Source organism: Yoonia sp. 208BN28-4 (genome assembly GCF_037543925.1).
GTDB lineage: Bacteria > Pseudomonadota > Alphaproteobacteria > Rhodobacterales > Rhodobacteraceae > Yoonia.
Genome location: NZ_JBBIFY010000002.1, coordinates 406,622 through 421,974 on the forward strand (window position 1 = coordinate 406,622; position 15,353 = coordinate 421,974).

At 60.0% G+C, this 15,353-nt stretch carries 14 protein-coding genes; 12 read left to right on the forward strand and 2 right to left on the reverse strand.

Annotated features, from left to right (window positions below; all coding sequences use genetic code 11):
• The first annotated feature begins 117 nt into the window (after positions 1-117).
• The 5 genes from V8J84_RS08140 to V8J84_RS08160 are packed head-to-tail and all read left to right on the forward strand — an operon-like array spanning position 118 to position 6,224.
• Positions 118-1,380, forward strand: coding sequence for a TolC family protein (locus V8J84_RS08140; RefSeq protein ID WP_339929894.1), 1,263 nt, complete (start codon positions 118-120; stop codon positions 1,378-1,380).
• A complete protein-coding gene (locus tag V8J84_RS08145; RefSeq protein ID WP_339929896.1) occupies positions 1,377-3,707 on the forward strand; it encodes an ATP-binding cassette domain-containing protein in 2,331 nt (776 codons plus the stop codon). Before V8J84_RS08140 ends, V8J84_RS08145 begins: the two co-directional genes overlap by 4 nt.
• A gap of 2 nt (positions 3,708-3,709) precedes the next feature.
• On the forward strand, positions 3,710-4,879 hold the full coding sequence (locus tag V8J84_RS08150; protein ID WP_339929898.1) for an HlyD family efflux transporter periplasmic adaptor subunit: 1,170 nt from the start codon (positions 3,710-3,712) through the stop codon (positions 4,877-4,879).
• Positions 4,869-5,447, forward strand: coding sequence for a DUF1349 domain-containing protein (locus tag V8J84_RS08155; RefSeq protein ID WP_339929900.1), 579 nt, complete (start codon positions 4,869-4,871; stop codon positions 5,445-5,447). Before V8J84_RS08150 ends, V8J84_RS08155 begins: the two co-directional genes overlap by 11 nt.
• Before the next feature lie 15 nt (positions 5,448-5,462).
• A complete protein-coding gene (locus V8J84_RS08160; protein WP_339929902.1) occupies positions 5,463-6,224 on the forward strand; it encodes an SDR family oxidoreductase in 762 nt (253 codons plus the stop codon).
• Positions 6,225-6,230: 6 nt separating this feature from the next.
• Here V8J84_RS08160 and V8J84_RS08165 read toward each other — a convergent pair whose 3' ends face one another.
• The gene (locus tag V8J84_RS08165) at positions 6,231-6,989 is read right to left on the reverse strand and encodes an SDR family NAD(P)-dependent oxidoreductase (protein ID WP_339929904.1); all 759 of its coding nucleotides are present in this window, start codon (positions 6,987-6,989) and stop codon (positions 6,231-6,233) included.
• A gap of 70 nt (positions 6,990-7,059) precedes the next feature.
• Here V8J84_RS08165 and V8J84_RS08170 point away from each other — a divergent pair, with 70 nt between their 5' ends.
• The 6 genes from V8J84_RS08170 to V8J84_RS08195 all read left to right on the forward strand — a co-directional run bounded on the left by V8J84_RS08170 (position 7,060) and on the right by V8J84_RS08195 (position 13,320).
• On the forward strand, positions 7,060-7,500 hold the full coding sequence (locus tag V8J84_RS08170; protein WP_339929906.1) for a methyltransferase family protein: 441 nt from the start codon (positions 7,060-7,062) through the stop codon (positions 7,498-7,500).
• A gap of 100 nt (positions 7,501-7,600) precedes the next feature.
• Entirely contained in the window at positions 7,601-9,175 is a 1,575-nt protein-coding gene (locus V8J84_RS08175) for a Re/Si-specific NAD(P)(+) transhydrogenase subunit alpha (protein WP_339929908.1), read from the forward strand.
• A 13-nt stretch (positions 9,176-9,188) separates the two neighbouring features.
• The gene (locus V8J84_RS08180; protein WP_339929910.1) at positions 9,189-10,622 is read left to right on the forward strand and encodes an NAD(P)(+) transhydrogenase (Re/Si-specific) subunit beta; all 1,434 of its coding nucleotides are present in this window, start codon (positions 9,189-9,191) and stop codon (positions 10,620-10,622) included.
• A gap of 112 nt (positions 10,623-10,734) precedes the next feature.
• On the forward strand, positions 10,735-11,412 hold the full coding sequence (locus tag V8J84_RS08185) for a hypothetical protein (protein WP_339929912.1): 678 nt from the start codon (positions 10,735-10,737) through the stop codon (positions 11,410-11,412).
• 188 nt (positions 11,413-11,600) lie between these two features.
• On the forward strand, positions 11,601-12,275 hold the full coding sequence (locus tag V8J84_RS08190; protein WP_339929914.1) for a hypothetical protein: 675 nt from the start codon (positions 11,601-11,603) through the stop codon (positions 12,273-12,275).
• 271 nt (positions 12,276-12,546) lie between these two features.
• A complete protein-coding gene (locus V8J84_RS08195) occupies positions 12,547-13,320 on the forward strand; it encodes a hypothetical protein (RefSeq protein WP_339929916.1) in 774 nt (257 codons plus the stop codon).
• 56 nt (positions 13,321-13,376) lie between these two features.
• Here V8J84_RS08195 and V8J84_RS08200 read toward each other — a convergent pair whose 3' ends face one another.
• Positions 13,377-13,931 (reverse strand): pseudouridine synthase, encoded by a 555-nt coding sequence (locus V8J84_RS08200; protein WP_339929918.1) that lies wholly within the window; start codon positions 13,929-13,931, stop codon positions 13,377-13,379.
• Positions 13,932-14,163: 232 nt separating this feature from the next.
• Between V8J84_RS08200 and V8J84_RS08205 the strand changes: the two genes are divergently transcribed.
• Positions 14,164-15,336: a type III PLP-dependent enzyme gene (locus V8J84_RS08205; protein ID WP_339929920.1), complete on the forward strand. Its 1,173-nt coding sequence runs from the start codon at positions 14,164-14,166 to the stop codon at positions 15,334-15,336.
• The last annotated feature ends 17 nt before the right edge of the window (positions 15,337-15,353 follow it).

Below are 15,353 nucleotides of genomic sequence, written 5' to 3' on the forward strand. Positions count from 1 at the left end.
AACGACCGGCCCGTGATCCACCCTGCATCAAAAAGCAGGGGGATGCGGTAATAAAAAAGAGGCGGGGCAGGCAGCGTGAATGGGCGAGGCGTCTTAACAAGATTTTCAGCGGTTTCGATGATTGCGGTGGTGTCGGCATGTGCTGGCATCGGTGGCGATGTGTCGCGCGCGGCAACCGATGGCGGGGCCCCTGTGCCTGCATTGGACAGCCAGCAGATCACCGGTGAACGATCCCAGATTATCGAAGGTTTGCTGAACCGCCGGTCCGTTCTGGACAGCGGTTCTTTTGCGCAGGTGGCGGACGCCGTGCTGGCCGCAAACTCCCGCGCGGCAGAGGCTGATTTGCGTGCCGCAACCCTGCGGGCCGAGGCGCGCCAGCACAATTGGTTGCCGACCATCGGACCATCGCTCTCACTGACATCCATGGGTGATTTCGTGACCCAGCTGGTGGTGGAGCAGGTGTTGTTCGACAATGGACGCCAGAAGGCAGAGCGCGACTATGCAGCCGCCGACGTTGAAGTTGCCGCCGTGGCGCTGGCGCAGGACACCAACGACCGTGTCTTGGCCGCACTTGAGCTTTATCTGACAGCGGAACAGGCCAAGGCCCGCGCTGGCGTGAACGCCGCCGCGATGGAGCGGATGCGCCATTTCGAATATGTCATGCAAGAACGGGTCCGTGGCGGTGTATCCGCCCGCGTTGATCTGCAAATCGTGCAGCAGAAGCTGAACCAGATGCAGTCAGACATGGCGTCCGACCAAGAGGCTGCGGCTTCCGCCCTGTCTGAACTTGGCGCGATGTCGGCCCATTCGGTGGCGGGGATCAGCGGACTGTCTGCCGTGACGGCCGCGAACCCGTCGGCGCAGCCGCTCAGCGTGATGAAGGCCGAAGCCGAAGCAACGCGGTCCGCTGCCGAGGCGATCGTGGCGCGGGCAGGGTTCCTGCCGGGGATCACGGCAACAGGTTCTGTCGGATCAAACGGATCGGATGGCGGTCTGAACGTCGGGGCTGCAAACGGGTTCGGCTTTGGCACCGGCGCATCGCTTGAGGCCTTGGCCCAGCAGCAGGCCGCAGCAGAGGCCCGCGTGGGGCAGGTGCAGGAAGACGCGAACCGCGTTCTGCGCTCGCTTGAGGGGCAGCTTGCATCCTTGCAACGCCAGCATGCACAGGCGCAGACACTCGCCGCGCAAGCCGCTGCAAACTATGATATTTTCGCCGAACAACAACGGGCGGGCCATCGCGCCGTGCCGGATGTGGTCGGCATCTTCGAGACGAAAGTGCGCACTGAACGCGAGGCTGTCGGCCTGCGTTACGAAATCGCACGCATCGAGCTTCAGATCGCGGCCCAGATGGGCACATTGGTAAATGGTGAACAGATATGAGCGGACCGGTTCTGGCCTTTGACATGAACGCCACACGCGGCGGGAAACTGACGCGGATCGAAACGGTAAAAGTGCCTGCAGAGGTCGCAAACGACCCAGCGGTTGATCCTATCGCAGTTGCCGAGGCGATTGCTGCGCCAGAAACGGAAACCGAAGCCGAAACTCAGATCGAAACCGTGGCCGCGCCGGTTCAGGCCGAACCAACACCAGAACCCACATCGCCATTCTCCGAAAAAGCCGTCGCACGGGCTGAACTTGCATCAACCTACGCCAGCTTCTTGGGTGTAGACCTGCAACGCACCGACTTGATGGAACGCCTGACTGCCGACAGCGGCGATGATTTCACCGCCGAGGCCATTGCCGCCGCGCTGAACCGTGTGGGTCTGGTTGCAAATGTGACAACGGTATCGCCACCGCAGCCAAACGTCTGGCCCGCGCTGGCAGAAATGACATCCGGCCAGATGGTGCTGGTGCTGGATCAGCAGGGGGACATGCTGACGGTTTACGACAGCACCCGCGATAACAATCAGGCCGATGTGGAAATGGCCGAGTTTCTGGGCGTTTACGCAGGCAAGATCATCCGCGCTGACGTGCAGGTGAACGAACTTAATCGCCGTCACGCGAACGAGGGCGCCAAGAAGCACTGGTTTTGGGGCGAGATCAGCAAATTCCGCAAGATCATGTTCGAAGTGGCGCTCGGGTCGTTCGTTGCCAACCTGCTGGCCGTGGCCGTCGCTTTGTTCAGCTTGCAAGTCTATGACCGCGTGATCCCGCACCAGTCAATTGCCACGCTTTGGGTGCTGGCCATTGGCGCTGGCCTTGCCATGCTGCTTGAGGCGTTTCTGCGCATCGCACGCGCCCGCCTGATGGACAGCGCAGGTCGCAAGATCGAATTGCGCATCCAGAATATGTTGATGGACCGTCTGCTGGGGATGCAGGCGGGTCGCCCCGGCCAAACGCCATCCGGCACATTCGCTGCCGTGCGCGAGTTTTCGGCCATCCGCGAGTTTTTCACAGCTTCTACCATCGGCACGCTGACAGACCTCCCCTTCATCGTGCTGTTTCTGGCGCTGGTTGCGTCAATCGGCGGCAATGTCGTCTGGGTCCTCTTCGCCGGGGGTATCCTGATGGTGTTGCCGTCTTTTTTCATGCAGAAAAAGATGATGGCGCTGACCATGGCCACGCAGGGGGCGTCTGTTAAATCCAGCCGCCTGCTGCACGAAAGCATCTATGATCTTGATACGATTAAATCCCAACGCGGCGAGGAGCGTTTCCGCCGTATCTGGGGCGAACTCTCGGCGCTGTCATCCATCGCCACATCCGAACAGCGCAAGCTGTCCACCACGCTGACCTTCTGGTCTCAAGGCGTGCAGCAGGCGACATACGTGGCCGCCGTCGTTGTTGGCACGTTCATGGTATTCCAGGGCATGTTCACCGTCGGCACTATTATCGCCGTGGGTATCCTGACGTCGCGCACGTTGGGGCCGCTGACACAACTGGCTGGCACACTTGCCCGCTGGGCAAACGTGAAGGCGGCACTTGAGGCGCTGGACGAGATCGCTGACGCACCACAGGACGTTGAAGAAGGTCGCAGCTACCTGCGTCGCGAGAATCTGCAAGGCGGGTTTGAGTTGCGCGAGGTGATCTACACCTATGACGAAGAGGCGGGCGATACGCTGAACATTCCTGCGCTCACGATCCAGCCGGGGCAGAAGATTGCGGTGCTTGGCGCCAATGGCTCTGGCAAGTCCACGCTGCTTAAGATGATGTCGGGGCTGCACCGCCCCACATCGGGCCGCGTGCTGATCGACGGTGTGGATATGGGGCAGGTGATGTCCCGCGATCTGCGCCGCGGCATCGGCTATCTGTCCCAAGAGGTGCGCCTGTTTGCGGGCACGTTGCGTGAGAACCTGAACCTGACGCTGCTGGAGCGGGACGACGAACGGATGCTGGCGGCTCTCGACTTTGCGGGCATGGGTCCGTTTGTGCGCAACCACCCGCGCGGGCTTGATCTGGAAATCCGCGACGGCGGCGAAGGCCTGTCGATCGGCCAGCGTCAGTCGATCGGTTGGGCGCGCCTGTGGCTGCAAAACCCGAAGGTCTGTCTGCTCGACGAACCCACTGCGGCACTGGATCAGACGCTGGAAAGCACGCTGGTCAGCCGCTTGGAAACTTGGTTGGAGGGGCGGACTGCCATCATCGCCACCCACCGTGTGCCGATCCTTGCCTTGGCAGATCGCACGATGATTTTGGACAATGGCCGCCTGATCGTGGACGGCCCGCGCGATGAGGTTCTGGCCCATCTGCAAAGCAAGAAGGCAAGCTGACGATGGCAACAGTCGACGCAGAATTTTCCGGTGAAATGAAGGGCGCGTCCCTGATCATCTGGCTTGTGGCCGCGGTGATCGCGATCTTCCTGATCTGGGCCAAGTTTGCGTGGATCGACGAGATTGTCCGCAGCCAGGGCGAGGTCGTCTCCGCATCGCGCCCGCAGATCATCCAGAACCTTGAGGGCGGTATTCTGGCCGAACTGCTGGTCAGCGAAGGTGACGTTGTGCAGGCCGGTGATGTGATCGCACGTCTGCGTGGGACGAACTTTGAAACATCTGTGGCCGACTTGCAGGACCAGATTTTGGCCGCTGACATTCGCCGCATCCGGCTTGAGGCCGAGATGGCAGGAGCCTACGATTTTGACGTGCCCGCCGACATGCTGGCGCGGTCCCCGCATATCGTGGCGTCCGAGCGTGCGCTGCTGGCCGCGCGTCAGTCCGACTACACATCAAAGGTGCAGGGCGCACAGGCTGTCATGGCCGAAACGCGCCGCGAGTTGGACCTGATGGAAGACATGCTCGCCCGCGAGATTGTGGCCCTGATCGAGGCGACCGCCGCCCGCAAGCGCCACGCCGATGCCGAGATCAGGTATAACGAGATCGTCACAGGGGCGGAGCTGGAACGCGCTGCCGCCTATTCCGAAACGCTGCAAGAACTGGCGCAATTGAACCAGAACCTGCGCGGGGCCAATGACCAGTTGTCACGCACCGTGATCACATCGCCTATGCGCGGGATCGTGAACAACCTGTCGATCACCACCATCGGCGGCGTCATCCGCCCCGGTGAGGAAATCGCCCAGATCACACCGCTGGGGGATGAGCTGTTTGTCGAGGCGCAGGTCCGCCCGCAGGACATTGCCAATGTGGTGCCGGGTCAGCGCGCGACGATCAAGTTCACGGCCTATGACTATACCATCTACGGCTCGCTTGATGCCGAGGTGCGGTTCATCTCGGCCGATACATTCAAGGACGAACGCCGCGCGGATGACGATGCGCACTACAAAGTCACGCTGCGCGTGAACACCGACAATCTGGACGCCCGTCAAAGCCAGATCGCGATCCGTCCCGGTTTGCAGGCGACGGTTGAACTGCACACAGGTGAGAAAACCGTGCTGCACTACCTGACAAAGCCGCTCTACCGTTCGCGAGAGGCGCTGCATGAGCCGTAACTGGCAAGGCGGATGGCATTGCCCGCCGCCCGCGCACCATGTGGATGCAAACGGGGTGCTACATGCTACAGGCGGTGAGAAAACCGATTTCTGGCAAACGACCCATTACGGTTTCCAGCGCGACGATGACCACGCGCTGTTTCAGCCAGCGACCGGAGGCTTTTCAGCCACGCTGACCTTTGGCGGGGACTATACAGCGCTTTACGATCAGGCAGGGATGCTGCTGCGCGTTTGCGCGCGTAACTGGATCAAGTTCGGGATCGAACACACAGACGGCGCACTGCATCTCAGTGTGGTTGCTGCGCGGGATGGTTTGTCTGACTGGTCCGCGCAAACGATCCCTTTCAGCGATAGCGTTACCGTGCGGGCAACCCGTTTAAACGACGCGATGCTTTTGCAGTGGCAGCCCGACGGGTGCGGTGACTGGTGCATGGTGCGTCTTGCACCCGCCCCACAGGGTGGACCGCTGCTGGTAGGTCCCTACCTGTGTTCGCCGGAACGGGCAGGGTTCGCGGCACACTTCCATCGCTTTGATCTAACAGACGCGCAGGTTGACGCGCTGCACTAAAGCCGGAGCTTCGATATGACACAGCGGGTTTTGATTACAGCAGGTGCGTCTGGCATCGGCTATGCAATGGCCGAAGCGTTTGTCGCTCAGGGCGCGCAGGTTTGGGTGACAGATATCGATAGTGATGCTTTGGACGCCGTGCCTGCGCAGTGGCAACGGTCCAAGGTTGACGCGTCGGACGAGGCCCAGATGGCAACGCTCTTTTCCAGTATCAACAGTGATTGGGGCGGGTTGGATGTGCTATGCGCCAATGCAGGCATCGCAGGACCAACCGCATCGGTCGAGGATGTGGCGCTTGCGGATTGGCGGGCGTGTGTGTCGGTCAATATGGAAGGTGCCTTTCTGGCCGCAAAATACGCAACACCACTCATGAAAGCGCAGACAAGTGGTGCAATGATCCTGACATCATCGACGGCCGGGATCTACGGATATCCCAACCGCGCACCCTATGCGGCGGCCAAGTGGGCCATCATCGGTCTGATGAAGACGCTAGCAATGGAGCTTGGACCCTTTGGCATCAGGGCCAACGCGATCTGTCCCGGAGCGGTTGAAGGTCCGCGGATGGAAGGCGTACTGGAGCGCGAGGCAGCGGCCAAAGGCATGACCCGCAATGACGTTTACGCAGGCTATGCCATGGGCACATCGATGCGGTCTTTCGTGACGGCAGCTGACATCGCGCACATGGCGGCCTTTCTGGGCAGCGACGCGGCGCGGCTGGTATCGGGTCAGGTCATTGCAGTGGATGGTCACACCGAAAACCCCGACCCAAAGGTGTAGGCGGGGTTAAACCTGCCCACCCGATATTTCGACAGTTTGCCCGTTCACGGACCGCGCACCGTCCGAACAGAGCCACATGGCTGCGGCGGTGACTTCGTCTACTTCGAGCAGTTGCTTGTGGCGGTTGCCCGACGCGATTGCGGCGACAGCACCTGCGCGGTCGGTGTCGAAGCGTTTCATCAGGCCGGGGATCTGGTTTTCGACAATATCGGTGTCCACATAGCCCGGGCAGATTGCGTTGAATGTGATTGGCGCGCGCATGTATTCCTCGCTCAACCCGCGGATCAGGCCGATGACACCGTGTTTGGTCACCGTGTAGGGGATCGCGTTTTTCAGACCGCGCACACCTGCGATGGAACTGATGACGATCATGCGGGCAGGGGTGTCGGGGGCCAGCGTCGCCATCGCTGCCTGAAATGTCAGGAAGACACCGTCGAGGTTCGTCGTCATCATCTCGCGCCACTGGGGCAGAGTGGTCTTGGCAAACGGCCCGCCCGTGGCGATGCCCGCGTTCGCAACACAAATCTGCACCGGACCACGCGCTTGTGCGGCGGCGGCGATCCCGTCGCGCACGGATGCCTCATCGGCCACGTCCATTTGCAGCGCGTGGATGCGCGGGCTGTCTTTGGCCACGTCCTCTAGCACGTCCATCCGGCGACCTGTGATTGTCACCTCGGCCCCGGCTGCGGCCAGCGCCAGCGCGATGTCACGGCCAATCCCTGTGCCGCCGCCTGTCACAAGCGCGTGTTTTCCCGAATGATCCATGATGCCTCTCCCTTGTTGCGGGCCATGCTAGTTGTCATGCTGGGACGTGCAAGCCAAAGGAGCGCGCGAAATGAAATGGATTGATCTGCCACCTGTCTGGCTTGCCGCGATGGCCATGCTCGTCTGGGTCTTTGCCGGACAGGGCAGCCTGATGTTCGCGGCGCAAAGCACGGTGGGTGGGGTTCTGATCGGCGCGGGTCTGGGCCTCATGGCCTCAGCAATCATTGAAATGACGCGCAGGCGCACAACGGTCATTCCGCACATGCAGGCGGCGACGCTGGTCGATACGGGCATCTTCCGCTTTTCGCGCAACCCGATTTATCTGGGTGACACGCTGATCCTGTGCGGTCTGATCCTGCGATGGATGCCGCCTTGGTGGCTTTGGCTGACCGTGCCGGCGTTCGTCTGGATCATCACTGTGCGCTTTATCAAACCGGAAGAGGCGATGCTGCAAACGCATTTTGGAACGGCGTTTGAGCGTTACCGCAAACATACACGGCGATGGCTCTAAAAACGCCACGTATACAATTGTATGCGTCAAAGCCGCCTTGCGAAACATTATTGCGCGGGATAATGCATGTGCAGCAATGAATTTGTGAGGGGGATAGCCTGTGAAAATCGGTGCACCAAACGAGATTTTTCCCGGTGAGGACAGGGTCGCGATGACGCCTGCCTCGGCGCGGGATTTGCAGAAACTGGGCTATGACTGTGTGATCGAGGCGGGCGCTGGCCTGTCCGCAGGCTTTACCGATGAAGCTTACAAGGACGCGGGCGTTGAGGTTGTCAAAACCGCCGCCGCGTTGTGGAAAGCCGCCGATATCGTGGCCAAGGTGCGCCCACCGTCGGATGCGGAAGCCAAGAAACTGCGCGACGGGCAGACGCTGATTTCTTTCTTCTATCCCGGCCAGAACGAAAAGCTGATGAAAGCCGCGGCCAAGACAGGTGCGACCGTCGTGGCGATGGACATGGTGCCGCGTATTTCGCGCGCACAGAAGATGGACGCGCTATCGTCGATGGCCAATATCGCGGGTTATCGCGCGGTGATCGAGGCAGGCAACAACTTTGGCCGCTTCTTTACCGGACAGATCACAGCCGCCGGCAAGGTGCCACCTGCGAAGGTGCTGGTTGTCGGTGCCGGTGTGGCTGGTTTGGCGGCCATCGGCACGTCGACATCACTTGGTGCGATCACATACGCCTTTGACGTGCGCCCCGAAGTGGCCGAGCAGGTCGAGAGCATGGGTGCCGAGTTTGTCTTCCTTGATTTTGAAGAGGAGCAGCAGGACGGGTCCGCAACGGGTGGCTATGCCGCCGTATCGTCGCCAGAGTTCGCCGCAGCACAGCTTGCGAAGTTCCGCGAAATTGCCCCCGACATGGATATCGTCATCACCACGGCGCTGATCCCCGGACGCGACGCGCCCAAGCTGTGGACCGCAGACATGATCGCGTCCATGAAGCCCGGTTCGGTGATTGTAGACCTTGCGGCAGAGCGGGGCGGCAACGCTGAAGGCACTGTGAAGGACGAAAAGGTCGTAACCGATAATGGTGTGACGATCATCGGCTACACCGATTTCCCAAGCCGGATGGCTGCGCAATCCTCCACGCTTTATGCGACCAACATTCGTCATATGATGGCCGACCTCACGCCGGACAAAGACGGTGTGCCGCAGCACAACATGGAAGACGACGTGATCCGTGGTGCCACGGCCACGCACGCGGGCGAGGTTACGTTCCCGCCGCCGCCGCCCAAAGTGGCCGCGATTGCCGCCGCCCCGAAAAAGGAAGCGCCAAAGGAACTGACCGCAGAAGAAAAGCGCGCCAAGGAAGTCGCTGAATTCAAGACACGGACCCGCAATCAGGTTACTTTGCTGACCGTAGGTGCGGCGCTTTTGCTGGCCGTGGGGCTCGTCGCACCTGCCAGCTTTATGCAGCACTTCATCGTGTTTGTGCTGGCCGTGTTCGTCGGTTTCCAAGTGATCTGGGGCGTGGCGCACAGCTTGCACACACCGCTGATGGCCGTGACCAACGCGATTTCGTCGATCATCATTCTGGGCGCGCTGACGCAGATCGGATCAGGCTCTTGGCTGGTGGTGATCCTTGCGGCATTGGCCGTGTTTATGACCGGTATCAACATCTTTGGCGGGTTCCTCGTCACACGGCGCATGCTTGCCATGTTCCAGAAGTCTTAAGGGGGCCTGATCAATGGAATTTGGTTTTACAACAGCGGCCTACGTGGTTGCGGCAATCCTTTTCATCCTCTCGCTGGGCGGCCTTTCGGGGCAGGAAAGCGCGAAACGCGCGGTGTGGTACGGCATCGCTGGCATGGCGCTTGCCGTGGCGGCCACACTGATCGGACCCGGCTCTGGCTATTGGCTTTTGTCAATCATCCTGATCGCGGGCGGCGGTGCGATTGGCTACCAACTGGCGACCAAGGTGCAGATGACGCAGATGCCCGAGCTGGTTGCTGCGATGCACAGCCTTGTGGGTCTGGCGGCGGTGTTCGTCGGCTTCATCGCGCATTTTGAACTGAACCGCGTGCTGGGCATGGCGATGCCGGAGACAAAAGAGCTTGGCACGTTTGCCGCCTTGCTGGCCAAGAAAACGCCCGTTGAGGTGAACATCCTGCGGGTAGAGCTGTTCTTGGGCATCTTTATCGGTGCGATCACATTCACCGGTTCCGTCATTGCCTATGGCAAGCTGGCGGGTCGCGTTGACAGTGCAGCGACGAAGCTGCCCGGTGGTCACATGCTGAACATCGCGGCGGCTGTCGTGTCGCTGCTGGCGCTGATCTGGTATTTCAATACTGGCGGCTTCTTCCCGCTGTTTATCATGACGCTGGCCGCGCTGTTTATCGGCTATCACCTGATTATGGGGATCGGCGGGGCGGACATGCCTGTCGTGGTGTCGATGCTGAACAGCTATTCCGGTTGGGCGGCGGCGGCGATTGGTTTCTCGCTGGGCAACGATCTGTTGATCGTTGTCGGTGCGCTGGTCGGCTCGTCCGGTGCGATCCTGTCCTACATCATGTGTAAGGCGATGAACCGTTCGTTCGTCAGCGTGATCCTCGGCGGTTTTGGCGGCCCTGCTGGTGAGCAGATGGCCGTCGAAGGCGAGCAGGTAGCGATTGACGCCGATGGTGTCGCAACCGCGCTGAACGAAGCCGACAGCATTGTCATCATCCCCGGCTACGGCATGGCCGTGGCGCAGGCGCAGTCCGCTGTCGCTGAACTGACGCGCAAGCTGCGGGCCAAGGGCAAGAACGTGCGCTTTGCGATCCACCCCGTCGCGGGGCGTCTACCGGGTCACATGAACGTGCTGCTGGCCGAGGCCAAAGTGCCTTACGACATCGTACTGGAAATGGACGAGATCAACGACGATTTTCCGGACACCGACGTTGCCATCGTTATCGGTTCGAACGACATCGTGAACCCTGCGGCTCAGGATGATCCCAACAGCCCCATCGCCGGTATGCCGGTGCTGGAATGCTGGAAGGCCAAGCAGGTGTTTGTCTCCAAGCGCGGGCAGGGCACGGGCTATTCAGGCATCGAAAACCCGCTGTTCTTCAAGGATAACACGCGGATGTTCTACGGTGATGCCAAGGCATCTTTGGACAGCCTCTTGCCCAAGATCGACTGACCAAAATCCGGATATGCCTGTTTCCCTTGGCACAAGGGGGGTGCAGGTGCCATTATTGAACGGCTCGTCGCTATTTCGCGGCGGGCCGTTTGAATAATTGGTGGATACGATGATGATAGATGCAAAGACCTTTACGACACGCGCAGCCTTCGTGTTGGGGTGCGGGCTTCTCGCGGCGTGCGGCGGGACGACCACGTCGATGGATATGGACGATGATGGCGCCGAACAGCGAGCCGAGGACGCTGTGGCACTGATCAACCGCGTCAGCGGCGATATCGACACCCTACAACCGGGCCTGCCAGCCGCCGCAATCTCAGATGTGCCCACCAGCGGGGCTGCGGTGTTCGAAGGCATCGGCGCGTTGAATTACTACACGCGCACCAGCGCAGGCGGCCTGACGACTGACACGCAGGTCTTTACCTTTCTGGGCGATGCCGAACTTGAGGTGACGTTCGGTGCCACGCCGGTCGATACAAATATCACTGGCGATGTGACCAACATTATCGCGACCGACGAAAACGATACGTTGGTGGATGTCACCGGATTTTGGACCGTAAACTCGGGCCGCATCGGCACCACCAGCAGCCCCAGCACGGTCAGTCTGTCCTATGAGAGCGAACTGCTGGCTTTCGGGCGTCCGTTCAATAATTCCGGCGTCTTGCGGGGGCTTTTGCGGACAGGCGGCGATGGTGACAACGGGCGCGCGCTGGATGCAATTGATCGCGACACGCCCGTAGGCAGCGACATTGAGGACCTCTTTGTCGACATTGCGATTGTCGCCGAAAACTAGGCTTTGGCTTGACCGAAAAGCGGGCCTTGCAAGCAATGCGGGGCCCGTTCTGCTGCGGACTGTGCCACCCGATCGGCAAAAACAGCTATGGAATCGCGCATGTCCGTGGCAGACTTCCCCTACGTCATCTTTGAGGGCCGGTTTTGGTCCCGCTGCATTTGACGCTTATTTTTAGGGGGAAGATTTCAATGATATCACTGCATACAGCCATGAAGCCAGTTGTGGCCATCAGTTTTGTAGCGCTTGCTGCCTGTCAGGCGACCACCGAGGACGAGCTTGAGAAATTCGTCAAGGACGCCAGCCGTGTGAGCGATGCTCAGGCCGTGCTTGAAAGGATCAACGGTGACGAATTTGGCGGTCCGGCTGGTCTGGCCAATCTGTCGGCGGGGCAGGTGCCGACCAGTGGGTCGGTGGAATATAACGGCGTGGGTTCGCTGTCGTTTTACGTCAACGACAACGGCTTTACCGATTTTACCGATGGCAACGCGGCCGATTTCTATGGTGACGCGCAGGTCAACGTGACCTTCGGGGCGACGCCAGCCCAGACCAATATTACTGGTTCGGTCTCAGACCTGTTTGCCACGCGCACGACGTCGACATCCCTGCTTGATGTGGGCGAGGCCAACGGCAGCCTGACGATCACCAGCGGGTCGGTCGGGACCAGCGGTGCATCGTCGCTGACGGCGAATTACACCTATGATGTCACAGGCTTTGATCGCAATCTGACGGGTGGTGGTACGGCTACTGGCAACGTGCTGGCTGATGGTGGCGATACCGCGCTGCGGCTTAATCAGGATGATGTGCCTGTCGCATCAACCACGCCAAACCTGTTCCTTGATCTTGATATCGTGGGCGCTGACTAAGCGAACCGACCTGCAAGACAGCACTGCCATTTGACAAGCGGGCCGCGTGAACAGCGCGGCCCGTTTGCATGACGCAGGACCGCTTTGATTCGCGGCGATAACGCTGTGACATGCGCTGGAAACGGACTGCCTTATTCTGCCGCTGAATGGTGATCCTATCGGGCAAATTGACCGTGATTGTCGAAACAGTGGCAACAATAATGCAGACTTTTTGACGCGCAGCTTAACCCTGCGTTAATAAGTGCCCATACGCGCCTGCGTGGGTTTCAAAATGGATTGGATGACGATGATGCTGAACAAAACAGTTAAGACAGTTGGATTTGGCGGAATTGCCTTGCTTGCGCTGACCGCGTGCAGTTCGTCCAACGATTCAGGGTCCGATGTGACCGACGTCACACCGATGTCGGCCTTCCAGACACTGGGCGTCAACAGCGCCACGATCCAGAACCGCGTGTCGGGCCTGCCTGGATCGGCCTTTGATGCGGTTCCCGCGTCCGGATCGGCCAACTTTACCGGCACAGGCGTGGTCACGATGGTGCTGTCCGAAACTGACGATCTGAACTTCCGCGCGATTGGCGATGCGGACGTCACAGTCAATTTCGGCAACGGCACCGATGCAAATTCCGAATCCATCTCTGGCGGCTTGTCCAACCTGACAGCAGCCGTGGGCACCGAAGCACAGGTGAACGCAGGCTCAGACGATTCGACGATGCTGGATGTGGAGGGCGAGATCGCACTGAGCCGTCTGAACATCTATACTCGCGCCGATGATAGCCTCAGCAACCGGTTCGGCGTCAGCTATGGCGGCACACTGACCGCTGATGGCACCGATTATGTCGTCGCTGGCCGTCAGGAAGGCGGCGAGGATGTGACCGGTGGCTTTGACGGAAACCGCTTTAACGGCACGTTTGTGCGCGGCACTGAAGGCGTGCGTCTGCGCAGCATCCAGATTGAGGATCAAAGCGATACATTCGCCACCGTGGGTGAAGGCGATACCGCAGTGACCTATGAGGGCAGCATCGGGATTTACGGCGAAAACCGCTAAATCCAGATTAGAATTTCTAGCAAAGGGCCGTTTAGCGATGCGCGGCCTTTTGCGTGTCAGGGCGTGTCCGTCGTATCGCGCCATTTGCCGCTTGCCAGTTCATCAAGCGTCCAGTGGCCGATTTGCCAGCGCACAAGGCGCAGCGTCGGAAAGCCGATGTGGGCCGTCATTCGGCGCACCTGCCTGTTACGCCCTTCATGGATCACCAGCCTGATCCACGCATCTGGCACGGACTTGCGGTAACGCACCGGCGGTGTGCGTTCCCACAGGACAGGGGAGTCGATACGCGCGACCTCCGCAGGCAGGGTAGGCCCATCTTTCAGCGTCACGCCACTGCGCAATGCGGCCAGATCATCGTCAGAGGGATCACCTTCGACCTGCGCCAGATAGACCTTGCGCATCTTGTGGCGCGGATTGCTGATCTGGGCCTGAAGCTTGCCATCGTCTGTCAGGATCAACAGCCCCTCGCTATCGCGATCCAGCCGCCCCGCCGGATAGACGTTCGGCACATCGATATAGTCCGACAACGTGGCCCGCGGTGTGGGGCTGCGCGCATCGGTGAATTGCGAAAGAACATCAAACGGTTTGTTGAATAGGATCGTGCGGGCCATGGCAGACTGCTAGCGGTGTGATGCGGATTTGTCGATAACACCCCTGCGACAAACAATCGTCTCCACGCTGCATTTTCCCTCTTGCGCCGAATCCGGTTTGGCCTCACTGCGCCCGTCAGTAGACGCCAACGCACGCGCCCCAAAAGGAAAGCGACGGTAACGTCTCCGTTGGAACTGAGCGGTCTCTTGTCGGGTTAAACCCTTCTATGGCCGGGTCTTTTGGAGATGCGATATGACGATGGAACTATCTGCAGCCCGCGCTGCGCAACAAGCCGAAAAAACCGCAAACCTTGATGCCTACGTGGCAGGTCGCAGCTTTGATAAGCCAACGCTTGTGCTCGACGTTGATCTGGTCGAGGCGCAGTATCATGCGTTGAAGGCTGGTCTGGGCCGTGCGGATATCCACTACGCCGTCAAGGCCAATCCGGCTGACGCCATTATCGAACGGCTGGTGGCACTGGGCTCGCATTTTGATGCCGCATCGCGTGGTGAGATCGAACTGTGCTTGTCCAAAGGTGCCAGCCCCGATCACATTTCGTTCGGCAATACGATCAAACGCGCCACCGATATCGCCTTCGCCCATCAGGCGGGGATCAAGACGTTTTCGGCGGACGCTGACGAAGAGCTTGAAAAGATCGCTGTGCATGCGCCCGGCGCATCGGTCTATATCCGTCTGATCGTCGAAGTCTCACAGGCTGACTGGCCGCTGTCGCGCAAGTTTGGCTGCGACAAGGACACCGCTTTGCGCCTGTTGGATGTGGCCAAAGACTTGGGGCTCAATCCGGTTGGTTTCTCGTTCCACGTCGGCTCGCAAACCCGCAAGGCCGATATGTGGGAGCCGACACTGGCCGCCCTGTCCGAGATCTGGGACGCCGCGCGCGATGCCGGTCATGAACTGACCCTGCTGAATATTGGTGGCGGTTTTCCTGCGTTCTATGGCGAGGCGATCGAGGCCCCGACATCCTACGCAGCACGCGTCATGGCGTTGATCGAGGCGCATTTTGCCGGTGCCAAGACCATCATGGCCGAACCCGGTCGCGGTCTTGTGGCCGAGGCCGGCGTGATCGTGTCCGAGGTGATGCTGGTCAGCCGCAAGTCCGACCGCGACGTGCACCGTTGGGTCTATCTTGATATTGGTCGCTTCTCCGGCTTGGCCGAAACCGAGGGCGAGGCGATCCGTTATCAGTTTGAGACACCACGCGACGGTGATCCGATGGGGCCGTGCATCATGGCCGGACCAAGCTGTGACAGTGCCGATGTGCTTTATGAAAAGCGCCCGATGCAACTGCCGCTGACGCTGAAATCCGGTGATCGTGTGCTGATCCGCAACACAGGCGCCTATACATCGACCTATTCATCGGTGTGTTTTAACGGCTTCCCGCCGCTGGATGTTGTTGTGATCTAACGCTTTTTTCTGCAGGG

What these genes read in the sequence shown, in the direction of transcription:
- V8J84_RS08150 (WP_339929898.1), top strand. Translation starts at nt 3,710, where the DNA reads ATGGCAACAGTCGACGCAGAATTTTCCGGTGAAATGAAGGGCGCGTCC.
- V8J84_RS08190 (WP_339929914.1), top strand. Translation starts at nt 11,601, where the DNA reads ATGATATCACTGCATACAGCCATGAAGCCAGTTGTGGCCATCAGTTTT.
- V8J84_RS08140 (WP_339929894.1), top strand. Translation starts at nt 118, where the DNA reads ATGATTGCGGTGGTGTCGGCATGTGCTGGCATCGGTGGCGATGTGTCG.
- V8J84_RS08165 (WP_339929904.1), bottom strand. Translation starts at nt 6,989, where the DNA reads ATGGATCATTCGGGAAAACACGCGCTTGTGACAGGCGGCGGCACAGGG.
- V8J84_RS08205 (WP_339929920.1), top strand. Translation starts at nt 14,164, where the DNA reads ATGACGATGGAACTATCTGCAGCCCGCGCTGCGCAACAAGCCGAAAAA.
- V8J84_RS08145 (WP_339929896.1), top strand. Translation starts at nt 1,377, where the DNA reads ATGAGCGGACCGGTTCTGGCCTTTGACATGAACGCCACACGCGGCGGG.
- V8J84_RS08185 (WP_339929912.1), top strand. Translation starts at nt 10,735, where the DNA reads ATGATAGATGCAAAGACCTTTACGACACGCGCAGCCTTCGTGTTGGGG.
- V8J84_RS08160 (WP_339929902.1), top strand. Translation starts at nt 5,463, where the DNA reads ATGACACAGCGGGTTTTGATTACAGCAGGTGCGTCTGGCATCGGCTAT.
- V8J84_RS08155 (WP_339929900.1), top strand. Translation starts at nt 4,869, where the DNA reads ATGAGCCGTAACTGGCAAGGCGGATGGCATTGCCCGCCGCCCGCGCAC.
- V8J84_RS08180 (WP_339929910.1), top strand. Translation starts at nt 9,189, where the DNA reads ATGGAATTTGGTTTTACAACAGCGGCCTACGTGGTTGCGGCAATCCTT.
- V8J84_RS08170 (WP_339929906.1), top strand. Translation starts at nt 7,060, where the DNA reads ATGAAATGGATTGATCTGCCACCTGTCTGGCTTGCCGCGATGGCCATG.
- V8J84_RS08195 (WP_339929916.1), top strand. Translation starts at nt 12,547, where the DNA reads ATGGATTGGATGACGATGATGCTGAACAAAACAGTTAAGACAGTTGGA.
- V8J84_RS08200 (WP_339929918.1), bottom strand. Translation starts at nt 13,931, where the DNA reads ATGGCCCGCACGATCCTATTCAACAAACCGTTTGATGTTCTTTCGCAA.